Raw genomic sequence first — 17,852 nt, forward strand, 5'->3', positions numbered from 1 at the left:
ATTGTGGCAATGCACAGGAAATATCAGGATTGTGTGTGGAAGCCGTCAGCTTCCGCCAAGGTCTAGCCTCTGTCGTTTTCCAGCCAGTCGGCAAGCGAGCAGCGGTTTGCGGCGCGCCCGCGCATCGGTTCGGCCATGCACATTGAATTGAGAACGGCTTCCTGCGTAGACTCCACTGCCGCGCGGAACAAGGTATCGATGCGGTTTTCATTGAGCACGGCGATCTCGACCACATCACGCGCTTCATCGTGATCGAATGTCACCGCCGTCGAAAAGCCGATGGCGATATCGCCGCTTCCATGGCCCCAGAAGGCGCCGAGACGCGCCAGCCCTGCGCCGCAGCGGCGCGTCACGCGCTTCAACTGGCGGTGTTCCATCGGAACATCGGTCGCAAGCACCAGAATGACCGAACCCTTTTCCGGTTGCGCTTCGGCCTTGGGCGAGGGCCTGCGTCCATCGGGAAGAACCAGATCACCGGCCCGACCGAAATTGGTGAGCGCCAGAACGCCGAGATGATGCACCTTGCCGCCCAGTTCGAACTGGCGCGAGGAGGTGCCGATGCCGCCCTTGAAGCCGAAACAGCTCATGCCGGTGCCTGCACCGACATTGCCTTCGCCAACAGTCGTTTCAGCAAACTTCAGAGCTTCCCTTGCGTCAGCTTCCGTAACGGCCATCGCCTGAATATCGTTGAGCGGGCCGTCATTGCATTCCAGAACGACCGGATTGACGGTTGCCGTGGTACGGCCAATATCGGGATTGGCCGCAATCGCCTCGCGGATCAATGCATTGGCGCAGGTTCCGACGCCGAACGTGTTGGTCAGCAGGATCGGCGTTTCCAGCGTGCCCAGTTCCTCGACCTGCACGAGACCGGTGCTCTTGCCGAACCCGTTGATGACATCGCAAGCGGCCAGCACCTTGCGGCGATACAGGTTGCCGTCATGCGGGATGATCGCCGTCACGCCGGTGTTTATATCGCCGCTGCGCAAGGTGCGGTGCCCCACGCGCACGCCCGGCACATCGGTGATGGCGTTATTCTCGCCCGGCTGCATGATGCCGCAAATGATGCCGTAGTCGCGTGCTTGCCAGTCATGGTCATTTTCCGTTGATGCTAGAGCATTTCCAGCAAAAGTGCGAAGCGGTTTTGCGTAGGATAATGCGACAAAACAAATAGATAGAGCATTTCCAATGATTCAAGGAAACAGGAAATGCTCTAGGGGCAGGGCGTCAAAGACGCCCGGCCTCGATGATGCGTTTGAGGAAAGCCTGCGTGCGCTCCCCTTGCGGATTGCCGAAAATCTGCGACGGAGGGCCTTCTTCATAGACCTTGCCGTTTTGCAGGAAACAGACCTTGTCCGCAACCTCGCGGGCAAAACCCATTTCATGCGTGGCCAGAACCATGGTCATGCCCTTCTTGGCAAGATCGCGCACAATGTCCAGCACTTCCGACACCAGTTCGGGATCGAGCGCCGAGGTGATTTCATCAAGCAGCAGCAGCGTCGGGTCCATCAGCAGGGCGCGCACGATGGCGACGCGCTGTTGCTGGCCGCCGGACAGGCGGTCCGGATATTCCTTCGCCTTGTGATCGAGCCCGATGCGTGCGAGCAGCGCCAGACCTTTTTCCTGGGCTTCCTTCACCGGCATGCCCAGCACCTTCGTCGGTCCCAGCGTGACATTCTCCATCACCGTCATGTGCGGAAACAGATTATAGCCCTGGAAGACGATGCCGATCTCCCGGCGCAGAATGTCGAGGTCCACGCCCGGCCCGGTGACCCGGTCGCCGTGCAGCCGGATTTCGCCTTCGTCGATGGTTTCCAGCCGGTTGATGCAGCGCAACAATGTGGACTTGCCGCAGCCGGAAGGTCCGATCAGGCACACGACCTGATGTTCCTCGATGTTGAGGCTGATGCCGGACAGAACTTCCAGCGCGCCATAGCGCTTGTATGCCTTGTCGATTTCTACGAGTGCCATTGTCCGTCCCCTTACATGCTCGAGCGCATTTTTCTGCGATCACGTTCGATCAGGCGATCGACAAAGCGGGCCTGCGGAATGGTGATGACGATGAACAGGATGGCGACAGTGGTGACAGCCGACAGGTTGAAGTAGTTCGCCGCGATGATCTTCGACTGGTTGAAGGCATCGATGGTGCCGATGATGGCGACCAGTGCGGTATCTTTCTGCAGGCTGATGCAATTGTTCATCAGCGGCGGAATGATGCCGCGCACGGCCAGCGGCACAACCACATAGCGCATGGTGCGCGCATAGGAGAGGCCGAGCGAACGCGCCGCCGCGATCTGGCTTGGATGCACGCTTTCAATGCCTGCGCGATAGACTTCCGACGTATAGGCGCCGTAGGTCAGCGTCAGCGCGATGATGGCATAGGCGTTGGACGACAGGTCCTTGAGGATCGGCAGGCCGGTCAGCGGCAGGCCGAAACCGATGAGATAGATCGTGATGATGGCTGGAAGCCCGCGAAACAGATCGCTGTAAAGCGTTGCAAGCACGCGGATCGGCTTGCCAGCCTTGCCCGGCAGGGTGCGCGCAATGGCGATGACGAGCGCCCAGACGAGGATGAGTATGGCCGAGACGAAGAAGATGACGATATTCGTGCCGAAGGCCTTCAGCACCGTGCCCGCCGATTTGGCGATCAGGCTGACGTCGAAGAAGGTCCGGCTGACGGCTGCGTCATTAACGATCATGAACCACGCGCCGGCGCAGATGATGAGGACCGCCACCGCATAGGAAATCACCTGCCAGGAAAGGTCGGATGCCTTTGCACCGAGTTCGCGGCCACGGTAAATGTCCGTGCTCTTTCCGGATTCGCCCGAAATCTGCACGGCGCGCCATGCAAACCACAGGACGGCGAGCGGCGCCAGCAGCAAGGCCGTGCCGACCGCGACGACGGGCAGTTCGGGCCAGCCCTGCGAAATCGTATAGGCCGAAACGCTATAGACCGTCTGGCCCGCAGCCAGAAGGGTGAGGAAGGAAAAGACGAAAGCGAACAGGGAACGACCGCCATGGGTGCGAACCTTGTTTCGGACACGCCATTGCCGCGCGCGTTCCGCGCCTGCATCCGGTGCCGGATAAGACATGATTTATTCTCGCTGAAACAGTATGGGGAACAGTCGGTCCGGGCCGCAACCGACGTTGCGGCTGCGACCCGGGAACCGTCAGATCAAGGCTTCCAGAGCGGAACGTCGGAAGGCGACGTACCCCAGGACGGAAGCAGGTAGGCGGCTTCGAGCTTCTTCAGCGTGCCGTCCTTTTCCATGTCCTCGATCAGCTGATCGATGACCTTCTTGTTTTCCGAACCCTTCGGGTAGATGCCTGCGGTCTGGCCGCCGGACTCATACTTGCCGACAACCGCCAGCTTTCCGTTGGAATTGTGCACCTGTCCGAGAATGATCGAAAGATCGGTCATCACGGCATCGACCTTGCCTGCGGCAAGGGCGGTGAACATCGACGCCGTATCGTCGAACACGTCGAGGCTTGCGACCTTCAGCGTGTCCTGTGCGAACTGAACCAGCGTCGTACCGGCCTGCGTTCCGATCTTCCCGGTCTTCATGTCGGCTTCCGTCACCGGCTTGTCGGCGCGCGCGGCGACACCGTAAGCGGAACTCATGTAAGGAACCGAGAAATCCACGACCTTCTTGCGCGGTTCGGTGACCGAGATCAGCGCGAGCGCGATGTCGTAATCCTTGTTCTGTCCGGCCACAATGGAATCGAATGAGGCGTTGACGAGCTTTACCTTGTCGAGGCCCAGACGATGCGCGATGTTGACGGCCATGCAGAATTCATAGCCGTCCTTGATGGTATCGGGCGTATCGCCGTTGAACTGGCCAAGGGCGGGCAGGTTGATGATGACGGTGAACTGTCCGTCGACCGCCGGATTGATCTTGGCCGAACCCTTTTCACCGGTCAGCGGGCAGTCGCCGTAACCTTCGGTGGCTGCCGATGCGGTTCCCGCACCTGCCAGCGCTGCCGCGCTGGCAAAAAGTGCACCATAGGCTGTCTGTTTCAGTAGTCTTTTTATTGTCATTTTCCCCTCTTGCTTTCATTTTTTGAGGTTAAGGTTGAAATACCGGCACCGCTCCCGTGCGAGCCATGTCCATGTAGATCTCCTGCAGACGGCGGGTGAGTGGCCCGGGCTTGCCGTCAGAGACTGTGTGATCCTGAATGCCGATGATCGGCGTCACGAAGCTCGATGCGCTCGTGAGGAATGCTTCCTTGGCGGCCTTTGCCTCATCGACCGTGAACAGGCGCTCCTCGATGCGAAGGTTCTGTTCTTCCGCGATCTTGATGACGGCGCGGCGCGTGCAGCCGGGCAGGATGGCATGCGAGTTGGGCCGCGTTACCAGCACATTGTCAGCCGTGATGATGAATGCCGTCGAGGAGCCGCCTTCGGTGACGAAGCCGTCTTCGACCAGCCAGACCTCGTGGAAACCCTTGCTCTTGGCCTGTTTCTTCGCCAGCACCTGCGCCAGAAGCATGACGGTCTTGATGTCGCGGCGCGCCCAGCGCGTATCCGGCGCAACGTCCACACGCACGCCGTTCTGGACCGATGGCGCATTGGCGAGGTTCTTCGCCTGCGTGAACATGACGAAATTGGGCTTGATGTCATCCGTATAGACGAAATCGCGTTCGGCTTCGCCGCGCGTCACCTGCATATAGACGACTCCTTCGTGCATCTTGTTGCGGACGATGAGTTCGATCTGCGCGGCGCGGATCGCATCCAGCGAGGCAGGCAATGGTATTCCGAGTTCCTTGACGGAACGCTCCAGACGAGCCAGGTGAAGTTCGTTATCGACAAGACGGCCATCGATGACAGCGCTGACTTCGTAAATCCCGTCACCAAAAAGAAAGCCGCGATCGAACACCGACACTTTCGCTTCATTCTCAGCGACGAAAGCGCCGTTCAAATAAATTACCCTGGCCAAAACACGTCCTCGGACATCTGTGTGATTGATTGGTCGGGACGGTAGGAAAAAACTTTTGGAGCCGCCAATGCTATGTTTTGCAATAACTATGCAGAAATTGCATAAGGGGCAGAGGTGGGGAAACAAACGAGAACGGCAGTATGAGAGACGGAAGATCGCCTCTCATACTTCAGGCATCGGCGCGGCCCGCAGCCTTTCAAATCATTGCGCGGGGCGGGAGAGGGGGAGCCCTTTCTTGCCAGCGTAGAAGACCAGAATCGTGGCTCCCTCCTTGCCGGTATAACCCCGGTGAGCAATATCAACCGTTTCCGGCAGCACCTCTCCCGCCTTCAAGGTGCGTTTTTCACCGGTGGATTTTTTCTCCACGGTTAGAACCCCCTCCAAGACGTAGCCAACATTCGGGGCCGGATGTTCATGCCACGCCAGACGTGTGAAAGGTGAAATGGTAATTTTCAAAACAGAGAGCTGAGGCGTACCTTCCGGATAGGACTTGTAAACCGTCCCATCCCACGATTGTTCGGACTCCAGCAGTTTTTCACTCTTCACGCCGGGGGTGTTATTGGCATCCGCATGAGCGGACAAAGGAACGAACAGAGAGAAAGAAGACAAGAAACACAAACTATAAATATATAAACGCATTATCATCCTTCCACGGTGGAAAAATCGTTTCTCGGATCACGTGGTGATATATACATTCGGCATCACTTGCCGCAACACCTATATATTTGACTGGTATTTCAATTTTTACACTACCTATATTCAATTCCCACTATGACAGATCACCTGCATTTGAATTGAATAATCGCCTAAAAATTTCAAATCTATTTACATATATATTTCATGAGAACATCTGCGAAATCGGGTTTCGGCATGGTGAGCCGATGACGTTTTCATTTGCAATTAGTGTAGAAGAAAATAAGCGCTAATTATGATCATACGCATCACCTCCCCTTGAGAAGGCCCGCCCCATGGAACTGAAATGGCTGGAAGACTTCATCGCGCTGGCGGCAACGTCGAGTTTCTCGCGCGCGGCAGATACCCGTCATGTGACGCAATCCGCGTTTTCCCGCCGCATCAAGCAGCTTGAACTCTGGCTGGGCGTTACACTGGTCAACCGGGCGACGTTTCCGGCCGAACTTACCCGCGAGGGACGGACCTTCCTGCCTGTCGCGCAGGAAACCGTTCGCCAGTTCTACAACACGCGCAAGGCGCTGCAGCCGAGCCGCGAGGTTCAAAACCCCGTCCTCACATTTTCAGCGCTGCACACGCTGACGGTCACCTTCTTCCCCCACTGGCTGAAGCAGATCGAGAATGACATTGGCGGCATACGCTCAATGCTCAGTCCGGATCGCGGCGGCTTCGAGGACAACATAGCGACGCTGACGGAAGGGGAGGTACATTTCTTCCTGACCTATGCGCACAGTTCGGTGCCGATCCTCATCGACCGCACGCAATTTCCCTATATCGTGCTTGGCACGGAACGGCTGTTGCCGGTCTCGCGCCCTTCGCCGGCAGGGCCGACGCTCGACCACGCCATTGCCAGCGGAGAAGCGCTGCCATATCTGAGCTATGGCGACTTTTCCTTCTTCGGGGCCGTACTGTCGCAGAAATTTGCATCCGGCAACGCGTTCGAGCGTCAGGTAGTCCACGAGAACACCATGTCGATCGGTCTCAAGGCCATGGCGGTTGCCGACTGGGGCACCGCATGGCTGCCGGAGAGCCTCATCTACGACGAATTGCGGCGAGGCGAGCTCGTACCGGCTTCTGCCGATCCCTACTGGGACGTCACTGTCGAAATCCGCATCTATCGTCATGATGCAGCACTTCCGGCCCATGCAGAAAGCTTCTGGGAATATTTGCAGGCAAAAGATCGGGCAATATCTGAAAAGGGCGATTGACAGCACCCCGCTGTCAGCGCTGTAAAAGGCAACATATCTTCAGCCGGTAGCAGGGGACACATCGCGGCATGAAAGTTACCATTGAACAGACGCTCGATCAGGCAGGTACGGGCGCATTTCAACGCGGTCTTCTGGGCGTGTTCGGTCTGGTCTGGGCCGCCGACGCCATGCAGGTGCTGGCGGTCGGCTTTACCGGCGCATCCATCGCGCGGACATTCGGGCTCACCATCCCGCAGGCCTTGCAGACCGGCACGCTGTTTTTCCTCGGCATGCTGATCGGTGCTGCCGCATTCGGCAGGCTGGCGGACAAATACGGTCGTCGCCGCGTGCTTCTGATTACCGTCGCCTGCGATGCCGTGTTCGGGTTGCTTTCGGCATTTGCGCCAAATTTCGGCATTCTGCTTGCCCTGCGCTTCATGACGGGTGTGGCAGTGGGTGGAACCTTGCCGGTCGATTACGCGATGATGGCGGAATTCCTGCCCGCGAGGAACCGTGGCCGCTGGCTCGTGATGCTGGAAGGCTTCTGGGCGGTCGGCACGGTTATCATTGCGCTTGCGGCCTGGGCGACAAGTCTCGCGGGCGTCGAGGATGCATGGCGCTATATCTTCATCGTCACGGCAGCCCCCGCTCTTATCGGCATCTGGCTGCGCCTCTGGGTGCCGGAATCCCCGATGCATCTTCTCAAGTCGGAACGCCCGGAAGAAGCGAAATCAGTCATGAACCGCGTGCTTCGCCGCAACGGCAAGCCAGAACTGCCGCCGAAAGCCCGCCTCGAAGCGCCGCTCATGGTCACGAATGAAAAGCTGCTCTCGCCCAATCTGCGCCAGCGCACGCTGACGACACTGGCGATCTGGTTTCTCGTTTCGGTTTCCTATTACGGCATTTTCACCTGGATACCGGCAAAGCTCGCCGGTGACGGCTTCGGCTTTGTCCGCGGTTACGGCTTCCTTGTCGTGGTTGCACTGGCGCAATTGCCGGGCTACGCGCTTGCCGCCTATGGCGTCGAGGCGTGGGGACGCAAGAAGACGCTGATTGCCTTCCTGTTCATCAGCGCTGCCGCCTGCGCGCTCTTTACCGTCGCCAACAGTTCCGCAGTCGTGGGTGCGTCCATTCTCATCATGAGCTTTGCGCTGCTTGGCACATGGGGCGCGCTCTATGCCTTCACGCCGGAGCTTTACCCGACCGGATTGCGCGCAAGCGGAATGGGAGCGGCAGGCGCGATGGCTCGCCTTGGCGGCCTGCTTGCACCGTCCGCGCTGGCGCTCGTCATCAGCCAGAGTTTCTATGTGGCAGTAGCACTGTTTGCGGGGCTTCTGGCGCTGGCCGGCATCATCGCCTTCTTCATCGATGTGGAAACGCGGCAGAAGGCGCTGGACTGACGATCAGGCCCGGAAGCCAATCCGGCTTCCGGCTTATTCAGCTATACTGTATTCGCCAGCCACTGCCTTCGGTAGGCGGCATAGGCGTCGTTGCGTGGCTTGAATATCCTGCCATGTTTTTCGGGAACGGTTGCGCCTGCAAGCAATCCGGCGCCAAGCGCGGTGCCGGTCGATCCCGTGACCGCTTCAACATCGCGGCCCGTAAAGTTCGCGAGGGCTTCAAGATAGGTCACGTTTCCAGCAAACGGGCCTTCGACAATGACCGGGCCATCGGCACCCAGCAGCCGAAGACAAGTTTCCGTCATCAGCGCGGCATAGATGCAGGCGGCAACATGGCGCTCCGCATCGCTGGTCGTCTCCGCGTTGATCCAGCGAAGGCTGGAATGCGGGTAGGGGCCGCAGCCGGGAACGGCCGAAGGCTGCGCCATGATCCGCCGCTCCAGCACCCGCGCCACAATATCAGGCAATTCGGCGGCCGGAGGCACGGACAATCCCTCGGTCATGAGGTCGAACTCGCGCCCGCCCATGTAACGCGCAGAAGGCACCGCTCTTCCATAGGCATCGACATTGGCCAGAGTGTCTCGCGCCGGGTCCAGCCCGTCGAGATTGCCGCCAACGGCAAAGCTGACGACCCATGTCCCGGTCGAAACCACCGAAAACGAACCATCGCGATCCATCAGATGCGCCAGCAGCGAGGCGTTAGAATCGTGAATGCCGCAATGAACCGGCACAGACCGGCTCAGGCCGATTTCCTCGGCAATTTCAGGAAGCACATTGCCGAGCGCATCGAAGGCAGAGCGAAGCGGCGGAAATTTCTCGCGAATGTCCAGCCGGTCAACGAGGGGCGAGAAGGCGGATTCCTTCGGCAGCCATAGATCGGTGTGGCACCCGAGCGACGTCACTTCCGTGGCCGCTATGCCGGTCAGGCGCCACGCCCAATATTGGGGATAGGTGAATATGAAATGCACCTGCGCAAAATCGTCTGGAAACGTGGTCTTCAGAAAATGAAGCTGCGCACCAAGGTTGAGGCCGAGCGAAAGCGACGGGGAAAACGTATCCTTGAAATCGGGTTTGATGGCGGCATAGGCGGCACGGATTTCTGCCGGATAGTCGAGTTCATAATCGAGGACAGGCATCGCCAGAGTGCCGTCCGCCGCGACAAGGGCGGCTGATGCGCCGTGCGTCGTGATTGAAATGGCGTCGAAGCCCGGATCTCGGGCAAAAGCTGCAAGACTTTTCAAGAAAAAGCGCCACAGCCCGTCAATGTCATAATGCGGATAGGGACCATCGCGCAGCACAATATTGGGCATGCGGCTGGCCGCAATCTCTTCGCCGCTCGCCGCATCCAGCACAACGACCTTGGCGTTTGTCTTGCCTATATCCAGAATGGCAATGTGTTTCATGGGCGCTTCATGGCATATGAAAGACAGGCTTGAGGTCCACCGAAACCGGCGAATTGTCCGGATTGGTCGCCATGATGTCGGCCATATGCGCCCACCACTTTTTCATCACCGGATGATCGGGCAGGGCGGCCATGCCGTGATTGGCACTGCGCGTCAGCACGCCGAAGAGGGCACTGCTCTCCTCATCGAAATAGATGGCATAGTCCGACACGCCAGCCTTGTGCAAGAGTTCCACCAGTTCCGGCCATATCGCGTCATGGCGGCGGCGATATTCCGCTTCCATGCCGGGGTTCAGCTTCATGCGAAATGCATAGCGTTCACTGGTCATGCAGCGCGCCTCGCCCTGAGCTGCCTGACAAGGATGGGCAGTGAAATGGTGACGATCAGAAGCAGGCCGATGAAGATCGACATGACGATGCCCGGCACATTGAGAAGACCAAGGCCGAAGGTCACGAGGCCCATCACGAAAGCGGCGATCACCACGCCGACGATCGTGCCCGAGCCGCCGAGGATCGACACGCCGCCAAGCACCACCATGGTGACGATTTCCAGTTCCCAGCCCTGCGCGATGGACGGGCGCGTGGAGCCGAGGCGCGAGGTAAGGCAGACCGCAGCAATGCCGCTCATCACCCCGGTCATGAGGAAAAGCACAAACTTGGTTTTCTCGACCGGAATGCCGGAAAAGCGCGACGCAAATTCATTGTTGCCGATGGCATAGATGCGGCGCCCGAAACTGGTCCGGTGCAGGAGCACGCCAAACAGCAGGGCAAAGAGCACAAACAGCGCGAATTCGAACGAGATCACCCAGAACACATAGCCCTGTCCGAAATAGGCAAAACTTTCCGGATAGCCGCCAAAGGCCTGATCGCCGAGCACGATATAGGAAATGCCGCGAAACAGGCTCATCGTGCCGATGGTGACCACGATAGAGGGCAGTTTCAGCCCTGCAACCAGCCCGCCATTGATCGCGCCGCAGACAAGACCCGTGCCGATGCCGATCAGGACGAGGCCGGGAGTGCCGACGCCAGCCTGCGCCGCCGCGCCCATGGCCGTGGAGGCAAGCGCGATGATGGCGGCGACCGAAAGGTCGATCTCACCGGAAATGATCAGAAGCGTCATCGCGAAGGCGATCAATGCCTTTTCGGTAAAGTTGAACGTGGCGTCCGACAGGTTCCAGGCATTGAGGAAATAAGGCGAGGCGAAGGAATTGGCGATGAAGATCGCAATCGCCACGCCAAGCAGAAGCATTTCCCAGCTTGCGAAGATGCGCGAGAAAGGCGTTCCGAGCCGGTCGGGAATGTGACGGCGCTGTTCGTTATTCATGCCGCAGCCTCCTCATAAGTCTTTGCGGCCTTGTCGCGCAGGATGATGCGTCCGCGCCGCTTTTCCTGCCGCGCATTGAAGATCACGGCCAGAATGATGACGGAACCGGAGATCGCCATCTGCCAGAAGGGCGATATGTCGATGACCGGCAGGGCGTTCTTGATGACGCCGAGGAAAAGCGCGCCCAGCACCGCACCGGCAACCGTACCGATCCCGCCAAGCGTCGAGATGCCGCCGATGACGCAGGCCGCGACGCTGTCGAGTTCGAACCCGGCTGCAACATCCACATAGGCGACGGCATAGCGCGACACCCAGAGATAGCCGCAAAGCCCGGCAAGCGCGCCCGACAGCACAAAGGCGAAGAAGCGCGTGCGCCCCACATCGATGCCGGTATAGACGGCGGCGGTCGGGTTGCCGCCCGAGGCATAAAGCGCGCGCCCGAAGAAGGTCCGCGTCAACAGCACATAGATCAGCGCGACGATCAGGATCGCCGTCCAGCCAAGCAGCGGCAGGCCGAAAACCACCGTGCGTGGCGTGTTGAGAAACGGCGCCGTCATCTGGTGCGCATTGACCCACGCGCCGCCGGAGAGCACGAAGGCCATCCCGCGATAGATGGTAAGCGTACCCAGTGTGACGACAATGGCCGGAATGTTGAGCTTCCAGACGAGAATGCCGTTGATCGCACCCAGAACCGCACCGATGCCAACGGCCAGCACGATGAGAAGCACCAGCGGCAGGCCGGGATAGGTCGCGTTCAGCATCGCGACCGCCATGCCGGTAAAGGCGAGATTGGCGGCGACCGACAGATCGATGGATTTTGTCAGGATCACCGCCATCTGCCCGAGCGCGATGATGATCAGGATCGACGTATCGTTGAAAATATTCGCCAGATTTCCGGCGCTGGCGAAGCCCGGCGCGCGGCTTGCGAACAGCCCCACCATAAGCGCGATGATAACGAGGAGCAGGAGTTCGCGCTGCTTGAGCAACTGTTTCATCGTCTACTCCGTGTTTCCGGTGGCGGCGCGCACCAGCACTTCCGCGTCGAGACTGGCGCGCTCGAACATGCCTTCCATCAGCCCTTCGCGCATCACCATCACCCGGTCCGACATGCCGATGATTTCCGGCAGTTCCGACGAGATCATGATGATGCTCAAGCCTTCTGCCGCCAGTTCGCTGATGAAGGCGTGGACCGCGGCCTTGGAGCCGATGTCGATGCCCTTGGTCGGCTCGTCGAGAATGATGACCTTCGGGCTGGTGGCAAGCCACTTGCCGATGACGACCTTCTGCTGGTTGCCGCCGGATAGGGTTCCGACAGGGACCGAAAGTGCGGCGGCGCGCAGGTCGAAACGCTCGGCATATTTGCGCGCCAGCGCCAGTTCTTCCGCCATGCGCAGAAAGCCGTTGCGTGACGTGCGGGCAAGCGAGGGCAGCGACACATTCTGGAAGATCGGCAATTGCAGCACGGCGCCGTGGCGTCCGCGCTCTTCCGGCACATAGACGATCCCATGCGCCACCGCATCGCCGGGGCGGCGGATGCTGATCTCGCGGTCTTCCAGCACGACACGGCCGCTCGAAGGCCTGGTGATGCCGAAGAGCGACTGCGCGAACTCCGAACGCCCAGCACCGACAAGTCCATAAACGCCGAGAATTTCACCCTTGCGCAGCTCAAATGAAATGTCGCGAAATTCGGTCGGATGCGAATAGTTTTCAACCTTCAGCACGGGCTTGCCGATGGCGACAACCTGCTTGGGAAAAGCCTGCTCGACGGAGCGCCCGACCATCATGCGCACGATATCATTCTGCCGCGTATCGGCCAGCGCGCCGTGTCCCACGGCGTGACCGTCGCGGAAAACGGCATAATTATCGGCGATTTCATAAACTTCATCGAACTTGTGGCTGATGAACAGGATGGCCTTGCCCTGCGCCTTCAGCCGCGCCACGATGCGGAACAGATCGTCCACTTCCTTGCGCGACAGCGCAGCGGTGGGCTCATCCATGATGACGATGCGTGAATCCACCGACAAGGCGCGGGCAATGGCGACCAGATGGCGTTGCGCGATGGACAGTTCCTTCAGCTTGATACGCGCATCGACGGTCGTTTCCAGCGACGACAGCAGCGCCTGTGAGCGCGCATAAACGGCCTTCCAGTTGACAAAGCCCAACCTCGTGCGCGGCGCATGGCCGAGATAGATGTTTTCGCCCACCGACAATTCGTCGAAAAGCACGGTTTCCTGATGAATGGCCGTAACGCCGTGATCGGTCGCATCCTGCGCCGTCGCGAAATGCACCGGCTTGCCGTCGATAAGGATTTCGCCTTCGTCGGGCTGGTAGATACCGGTCAGGATTTTCACGAGCGTGGATTTTCCCGCGCCGTTCTCGCCGATCAGCGCCGTCACCTTGCCAGGATAAAGCGCGATGTTCACGTCATCAAGCGCTCGCACACCCGGAAAGGTCTTGGCTATGCCGCGCATTTCCAGAATGGGCTGGTCCGTGGCGGCAAGTGCCGGCTCTCCGCCGGATTGGCCGCCGGATTGGCCGTTGGATAGAAAGGCTGCATTCATCGCAGATACCTGAAATCGGGTTTGGAAAGCGACAGGCGGCATTGGGTGCGACACCCAATGCATCTTTCGTGCGCGCATCCCGAAAACCGGTTTCCACTTTTCGGGATGCGCTTTTCCGATCAGAAGACCTTGGAGAACTCGTCGATATTCGACGCGTCATAGACGAACGGATCGCTCATCGCAGCTTCGCCGTTATCGCCGATCTTGATCTTGCCCATGCGTCCGGCTTCGATTTCAGAGCCCGGCTTGCCATCGGCATCGCCCTTGACGAGGTGATAGGCAATCTGGGTTGCCGAATAGCCGAGGTCGATCGGGTTCCAGATCGCGAATTCCTTGGTCGCGCCCGACTTGATGGCACCGGCCATTTCGGAGGGAAGGCCAAGGCCCGTCACATAGACTTCGCCGATCTTGCCCGCATCATTCACGGCCTGCGAGGCGGCGAGGACGCCAACGGTGGTCGGCGCCACGATGACCTTGACGTTCGGGTTCGACTTCAGGAGGCCCTGTGCTTCACGATAGCTCTTGTCGGCCAGGTCGTCACCGTAAACAGTCGTCACCAGATTGAGGCCGGGGAAGTCTTTCAGCTGCTTCTTCATCTCGCCGATCCAGATATTCTGGTTGGTCGAGGTGGTGGTGGCGGAAAGGATCGCGAAATCGCCCTTGCCATCCGGCAGGTGATCGGCGGCAAGCTTGAGGCACATCTTGCCGATCAGTTCGTTCGAGGACGGATTGAGGTGAACGATGCGGCCTTCAGGTGCGACGCCCGAATCCCACGAAATGACCTTGATGCCGCGCTGCGCGGCTTTCTTCAGGGCAGGGACGACCGCATCCGGGTCGTTGGCAGAAATGGCGATTGCGTCAACGCCCTGCGCGATCAGGGAATTGATGACCTCGATCTGGCCTTCCGCCGTCGTCGTGGTCGGGCCGGTATAGATGACCTCTACACTATCCCCTCCCTCGGCCAGTTCCTTGGCGGCTTCCTGCGCGCCCTTGTTGGCAGCTTCAAAGAAGCCGTTGCCGAGCGACTTTGCGACAAGCGCGATCTTCATGTCGGCGGCCTGCGCGTGGGTGGCCATGAAGGCCACGGCCAGCGCTGTACCCAGTACAAGTTTCTTGAAAAGTTTCATGTCTCATTCCTCCCAGTATAAAGACATATGTTTGCTTCGTCCGGTTCGGAACCGGAGCGTAAGTCAGGTCCGGCTCAGGCTACCTCGGCGGAACCTTCGCCTTCGTCACCCCTGCCTGCATTTGCGGAAACCTGCGCCACGATGAGCCGGATGCCCGCATTTTCCACCATGCGCCGCGCTTCGTCCGAAATGCCGTCATCGGTGATCAGCGTGCTGACCCGGTCGAGAGGGCAAAGGATGAGGCTGGAACGGCGCGTGAATTTCGTTGAATCGACCATCAGGACAAGTTCGTCCGCCTGGCCCATCAGCTTCTGTTCGCTCTGGATGATCAGCGCATCGGACTCCATCACCCCGAGCGGGCTGATGCCCTGACAGCCCATGAACATGCGTCGTCCGTAGAAGTTACGGATGACGTCGTTGTCAAACGGCGACAGGATCAGGCTCTGGTCGCGATAGATCGCGCCGCCGGGCACGATCACCGTGCTTTTCGACTGGCGCAGAAGATGTTCCGCGATGGCAAAGGAATTGGTCAGCACCTGCAAGCGGCGCGGGGCGAGATAATGCACCATCTGGAAAGTCGTGGACCCGCCATTGATGATGATGCTGTCGCCTTCCTCGCAAAGCGCCACGGCCTCGCGGGCGATGGCGCGCTTGCGATCCGCATTTTCCGATTCCGAAACCTTGAATGGACGTCCGGTCAGGCTGGCGAACTGCGGCGGATGGATGGCCTCGGCCCCGCCGCGCACGCGCTTGATGCGGCCCTGCATATGGAGCGACGCGATATCCCGGCGAAGGGTCGCTTCCGACGCTTCCGTCAGTTCCACCAGATCCTGAATGGTGATCACCGGCTTTTCCTGAACTGCGCTCAGGATGATGCGGTGGCGCTCTCGTTCGTGCATGGCTCCTCCTTTTTCTTGTATCGGGCAAAAAGCCTGCGCGTGTCAATCACAAACAATCACAACAGCGCACAAAAATCACATTAATGATTGAAGATGATTGTTTGTGATTGACAGCAATTCCTTTCATACGTCATATCTGCCGCTAACATGATCGCTGGCGCATCGGACGGGCACATGGCCCGGACATGCGGATTGCGATCCACCATAACAGCATTGGGAGGATGACATGGTGGCCCAGAGCAGGCTTCTCGAAAACCGGTGGGATGACGCCAGGGCGGCAACGATGGATGAGCCGGGCAAGCTGCTCTATCGCTCCAATCTGCTCGGTTCCGACAAGCGCATCACCAATTACGGCGGCGGAAACACCTCCGCCAAGGTCGAGGAAACCGATCCGCTCACCGGCGGGAAGGTGCAGGTTCTCTGGGTCAAGGGCTCGGGCGGCGATGTCGGCACGATCAAGCTCGACGGTTTCGCCACGCTCTATCAGGACAAGCTCAACGCTTTGAAAGGCATCTATAAAGGCGTCGAGGACGAGGACCGCATGGTCGGCTTCCTGCCGCACTGCACGTTCAATCTCAACCCGCGCGCCGCTTCCATCGACACGCCGCTGCATGGCTTCGTGCCTTTCAAGCATGTGGACCACATGCACCCGGATGCGATCATTGCCATCGCAGCCTCCAAAAACTCCCGTGAACTGACGGCCGAGATTTTCGGTGACGAAATCGGCTGGCTGCCATGGCGTCGCCCCGGTTTTCAGCTTGGCCTCGATCTTGAAGCCTTCGTGAAGGCAAACCCGGACGCCAGGGGCGTTGTCCTTGAAAGCCATGGGCTTTTCACCTGGGCCGACGATGCGAAGACCTGCTATGAAACCACCCTCGCCATCATCAACAAGGCCATCGAATGGCTGGACCAGAAGACGGCAGGCAAGGCTGCTTTCGGCGGCGCTGCCGCGCAAAGCCTGGCCGCTTCCGAACGCCGCGCCATCGCCGCGCGGCTGATGCCGGAGATTCGCGGGCTGATCGGCAAGGACGAGCGCAAGCTCGGCCATTTTGACGATCAGGACGCAGTGCTGGAATTCGTGAACTCGAATAATCTGCATCCGCTCGCAGCACTTGGCACGTCTTGCCCGGACCATTTCCTGCGGACCAAAATCCGTCCTCTGGTTGTCGATTTCGATCCGGCGAAGCCCGATGTCGATGCGGTGGTTGCCGGACTTGAGGGAGCGCTGGAAGCCTATCGCGCCGATTACAAGCGCTATTACGAAGCGTGCAGGCACGACAATTCACCCAAAATGCGCGATCCCAATCCGGTGATTTTTCTTATACCCGGCGTCGGCATGCTGTCCTTTGCCCGCGACAAGGCGACGGCGCGCATTGCCGGAGAGTTTTATGTCAATGCGATCAATGTGATGCGCGGTGCATCCGGCGTATCGGAATATCAGGGCCTGCCGGAACAGGAAGCCTTCGATATCGAATACTGGCTGCTTGAAGAAGCAAAGCTGCAACGTATGCCGAAGCCAAAGAGCCTTGCGGGCCGCGTTGCATTCATCACCGGCGGCGCTGGCGGTATTGGTTTTGCGACCGCCGAAAAGCTGGCGGGCGAGGGTGCTTGCGTGGTTCTGGCGGATATTGACGCAGGATCGCTCAAAACCGCTCACGAAAATCTCGTAAAGCGGTTTGGTGCCGATCAGGTGCGCAGCGTCGAACTGAATGTCACCGACGAGCACGGCGTAGCCAACGCCTTTGTTGAAGCCAGTGTCGAGCTTGGCGGCATCGATATTCTGGTGTCCAATGCCGGTATCGCTTCATCCGCGCCGGTGGAAACCACCGAACTTTCCATGTGGAACCGCAATATCGACATTCTGGCGACCGGCTATTTCCTTGTGTCGCGAGAGGCATTCCGCCTGTTCCGCCGCCAGAAGATCGGCGGCAACGTGGTGTTCGTCGCATCCAAGAACGGGCTTGCCGCTTCGCCCAATGCTTCGGCCTATTGCGCTGCAAAGGCTGCGGAAATCCATCTGGCGCGCTGTCTGGCGCTGGAAGGCGCGGATGCGGGCATTCGCGTCAATGTGGTCAACCCCGATGCGGTTCTGCGCGGCTCCAAGATATGGGACGGCGAATGGCGCGAACAGCGGGCGGCGTCTTCCAAAATCGACGTTTCCGAGCTTGAGGAACATTATCGCAAGCGCTCCATGCTGAAGCTGAATGTCTTCCCCGAAGACATTGCGGAGGCGATCTATTTCCTTGCGAGCGACGCCTCGGCCAAGTCGACCGGCAACATCATCAATGTGGACGCCGGAAACCAGCAGAGCTTTCCGCGCTGATCCGG

General features: G+C 59.2%; 16 protein-coding genes. 3 read left to right on the plus strand and 13 right to left on the minus strand.

Annotated elements, in window-relative coordinates; genetic code table 11:
• Nucleotides 1-62 precede the first annotated feature (62 nt).
• The 6 genes from ACS5UA_RS20020 to ACS5UA_RS20045 all read right to left on the minus strand — a co-directional run bounded on the left by ACS5UA_RS20020 (nt 63) and on the right by ACS5UA_RS20045 (nt 5,573).
• Entirely contained in the window at nt 63-1,049 is a 987-nt protein-coding gene (locus ACS5UA_RS20020) for a DmpA family aminopeptidase (RefSeq protein WP_443101727.1), read from the minus strand.
• A gap of 175 nt (nt 1,050-1,224) precedes the next feature.
• Complete coding sequence (locus ACS5UA_RS20025; protein ID WP_006468831.1) at nt 1,225-1,968, minus strand: amino acid ABC transporter ATP-binding protein; 744 nt, start codon at nt 1,966-1,968, stop codon at nt 1,225-1,227.
• A gap of 11 nt (nt 1,969-1,979) precedes the next feature.
• A complete protein-coding gene (locus ACS5UA_RS20030) occupies nt 1,980-3,089 on the minus strand; it encodes an amino acid ABC transporter permease (protein WP_006468832.1) in 1,110 nt (369 codons plus the stop codon).
• 83 nt (nt 3,090-3,172) lie between these two features.
• Nucleotides 3,173-4,036 (minus strand): ABC transporter substrate-binding protein, encoded by an 864-nt coding sequence (locus ACS5UA_RS20035; RefSeq protein ID WP_006468833.1) that lies wholly within the window; start codon nt 4,034-4,036, stop codon nt 3,173-3,175.
• A gap of 28 nt (nt 4,037-4,064) precedes the next feature.
• Complete coding sequence (locus ACS5UA_RS20040; RefSeq protein ID WP_443101728.1) at nt 4,065-4,934, minus strand: D-amino-acid transaminase; 870 nt, start codon at nt 4,932-4,934, stop codon at nt 4,065-4,067.
• A gap of 201 nt (nt 4,935-5,135) precedes the next feature.
• Nucleotides 5,136-5,573: a cupin domain-containing protein gene (locus tag ACS5UA_RS20045; protein ID WP_006471015.1), complete on the minus strand. Its 438-nt coding sequence runs from the start codon at nt 5,571-5,573 to the stop codon at nt 5,136-5,138.
• A 329-nt stretch (nt 5,574-5,902) separates the two neighbouring features.
• Between ACS5UA_RS20045 and ACS5UA_RS20050 the strand changes: the two genes are divergently transcribed.
• Nucleotides 5,903-6,832, plus strand: a complete 930-nt coding sequence (locus tag ACS5UA_RS20050) for a LysR family transcriptional regulator (protein WP_006468836.1) — start codon at nt 5,903-5,905, stop codon at nt 6,830-6,832.
• A 68-nt stretch (nt 6,833-6,900) separates the two neighbouring features.
• Complete coding sequence (locus tag ACS5UA_RS20055; RefSeq protein ID WP_006468837.1) at nt 6,901-8,211, plus strand: MFS transporter; 1,311 nt, start codon at nt 6,901-6,903, stop codon at nt 8,209-8,211.
• Nucleotides 8,212-8,252: 41 nt separating this feature from the next.
• On the opposite strand, the gene ACS5UA_RS20060 is transcribed toward ACS5UA_RS20055, so the two are convergent.
• The 7 genes from ACS5UA_RS20060 to ACS5UA_RS20090 all read right to left on the minus strand — a co-directional run bounded on the left by ACS5UA_RS20060 (nt 8,253) and on the right by ACS5UA_RS20090 (nt 15,524).
• Entirely contained in the window at nt 8,253-9,614 is a 1,362-nt protein-coding gene (locus ACS5UA_RS20060) for an FGGY-family carbohydrate kinase (protein WP_006468838.1), read from the minus strand.
• Nucleotides 9,615-9,621: 7 nt separating this feature from the next.
• Nucleotides 9,622-9,942: an L-rhamnose mutarotase gene (rhaM, locus tag ACS5UA_RS20065; RefSeq protein ID WP_006468839.1), complete on the minus strand. Its 321-nt coding sequence runs from the start codon at nt 9,940-9,942 to the stop codon at nt 9,622-9,624.
• Entirely contained in the window at nt 9,939-10,937 is a 999-nt protein-coding gene (locus ACS5UA_RS20070) for an ABC transporter permease (protein WP_006471016.1), read from the minus strand. The genes rhaM and ACS5UA_RS20070 overlap by 4 nt, the downstream gene beginning before the upstream one ends.
• On the minus strand, nt 10,934-11,932 hold the full coding sequence (locus ACS5UA_RS20075) for an ABC transporter permease (RefSeq protein ID WP_006468840.1): 999 nt from the start codon (nt 11,930-11,932) through the stop codon (nt 10,934-10,936). The genes ACS5UA_RS20070 and ACS5UA_RS20075 overlap by 4 nt, the downstream gene beginning before the upstream one ends.
• A 3-nt stretch (nt 11,933-11,935) precedes the next feature.
• Nucleotides 11,936-13,498, minus strand: a complete 1,563-nt coding sequence (locus ACS5UA_RS20080) for a sugar ABC transporter ATP-binding protein (protein WP_031346408.1) — start codon at nt 13,496-13,498, stop codon at nt 11,936-11,938.
• Nucleotides 13,499-13,617: 119 nt separating this feature from the next.
• Nucleotides 13,618-14,625, minus strand: a complete 1,008-nt coding sequence (rhaS, locus tag ACS5UA_RS20085) for a rhamnose ABC transporter substrate-binding protein (protein ID WP_443101729.1) — start codon at nt 14,623-14,625, stop codon at nt 13,618-13,620.
• Between the two features lie 74 nt (nt 14,626-14,699).
• Complete coding sequence (locus ACS5UA_RS20090; RefSeq protein ID WP_021586048.1) at nt 14,700-15,524, minus strand: DeoR/GlpR family DNA-binding transcription regulator; 825 nt, start codon at nt 15,522-15,524, stop codon at nt 14,700-14,702.
• A 226-nt stretch (nt 15,525-15,750) separates the two neighbouring features.
• Between ACS5UA_RS20090 and ACS5UA_RS20095 the strand changes: the two genes are divergently transcribed.
• Nucleotides 15,751-17,847, plus strand: coding sequence for a bifunctional rhamnulose-1-phosphate aldolase/short-chain dehydrogenase (locus ACS5UA_RS20095; RefSeq protein ID WP_021586047.1), 2,097 nt, complete (start codon nt 15,751-15,753; stop codon nt 17,845-17,847).
• Nucleotides 17,848-17,852: the final 5 nt, after the last annotated feature.

Source organism: Brucella sp. RRSP16 (assembly GCF_052246815.1).
Lineage (GTDB): Bacteria > Pseudomonadota > Alphaproteobacteria > Rhizobiales > Rhizobiaceae > Brucella > Brucella intermedia.

Excerpts from the sequence above, each read along its gene's own strand:
- ACS5UA_RS20090 (WP_021586048.1), bottom strand. The coding sequence starts at position 15,524 with ATGCACGAACGAGAGCGCCACCGCATCATCCTGAGCGCAGTTCAGGAA.
- ACS5UA_RS20025 (WP_006468831.1), bottom strand. The coding sequence starts at position 1,968 with ATGGCACTCGTAGAAATCGACAAGGCATACAAGCGCTATGGCGCGCTG.
- ACS5UA_RS20055 (WP_006468837.1), top strand. The coding sequence starts at position 6,901 with ATGAAAGTTACCATTGAACAGACGCTCGATCAGGCAGGTACGGGCGCA.
- ACS5UA_RS20030 (WP_006468832.1), bottom strand. The coding sequence starts at position 3,089 with ATGTCTTATCCGGCACCGGATGCAGGCGCGGAACGCGCGCGGCAATGG.
- ACS5UA_RS20035 (WP_006468833.1), bottom strand. The coding sequence starts at position 4,036 with ATGACAATAAAAAGACTACTGAAACAGACAGCCTATGGTGCACTTTTT.
- rhaS (WP_443101729.1), bottom strand. The coding sequence starts at position 14,625 with ATGAAACTTTTCAAGAAACTTGTACTGGGTACAGCGCTGGCCGTGGCC.
- rhaM (WP_006468839.1), bottom strand. The coding sequence starts at position 9,942 with ATGACCAGTGAACGCTATGCATTTCGCATGAAGCTGAACCCCGGCATG.
- ACS5UA_RS20060 (WP_006468838.1), bottom strand. The coding sequence starts at position 9,614 with ATGAAACACATTGCCATTCTGGATATAGGCAAGACAAACGCCAAGGTC.
- ACS5UA_RS20070 (WP_006471016.1), bottom strand. The coding sequence starts at position 10,937 with ATGAATAACGAACAGCGCCGTCACATTCCCGACCGGCTCGGAACGCCT.
- ACS5UA_RS20075 (WP_006468840.1), bottom strand. The coding sequence starts at position 11,932 with ATGAAACAGTTGCTCAAGCAGCGCGAACTCCTGCTCCTCGTTATCATC.
- ACS5UA_RS20045 (WP_006471015.1), bottom strand. The coding sequence starts at position 5,573 with ATGCGTTTATATATTTATAGTTTGTGTTTCTTGTCTTCTTTCTCTCTG.
- ACS5UA_RS20050 (WP_006468836.1), top strand. The coding sequence starts at position 5,903 with ATGGAACTGAAATGGCTGGAAGACTTCATCGCGCTGGCGGCAACGTCG.
- ACS5UA_RS20020 (WP_443101727.1), bottom strand. The coding sequence starts at position 1,049 with ATGCAGCCGGGCGAGAATAACGCCATCACCGATGTGCCGGGCGTGCGC.
- ACS5UA_RS20080 (WP_031346408.1), bottom strand. The coding sequence starts at position 13,498 with ATGAATGCAGCCTTTCTATCCAACGGCCAATCCGGCGGCCAATCCGGC.
- ACS5UA_RS20095 (WP_021586047.1), top strand. The coding sequence starts at position 15,751 with ATGGTGGCCCAGAGCAGGCTTCTCGAAAACCGGTGGGATGACGCCAGG.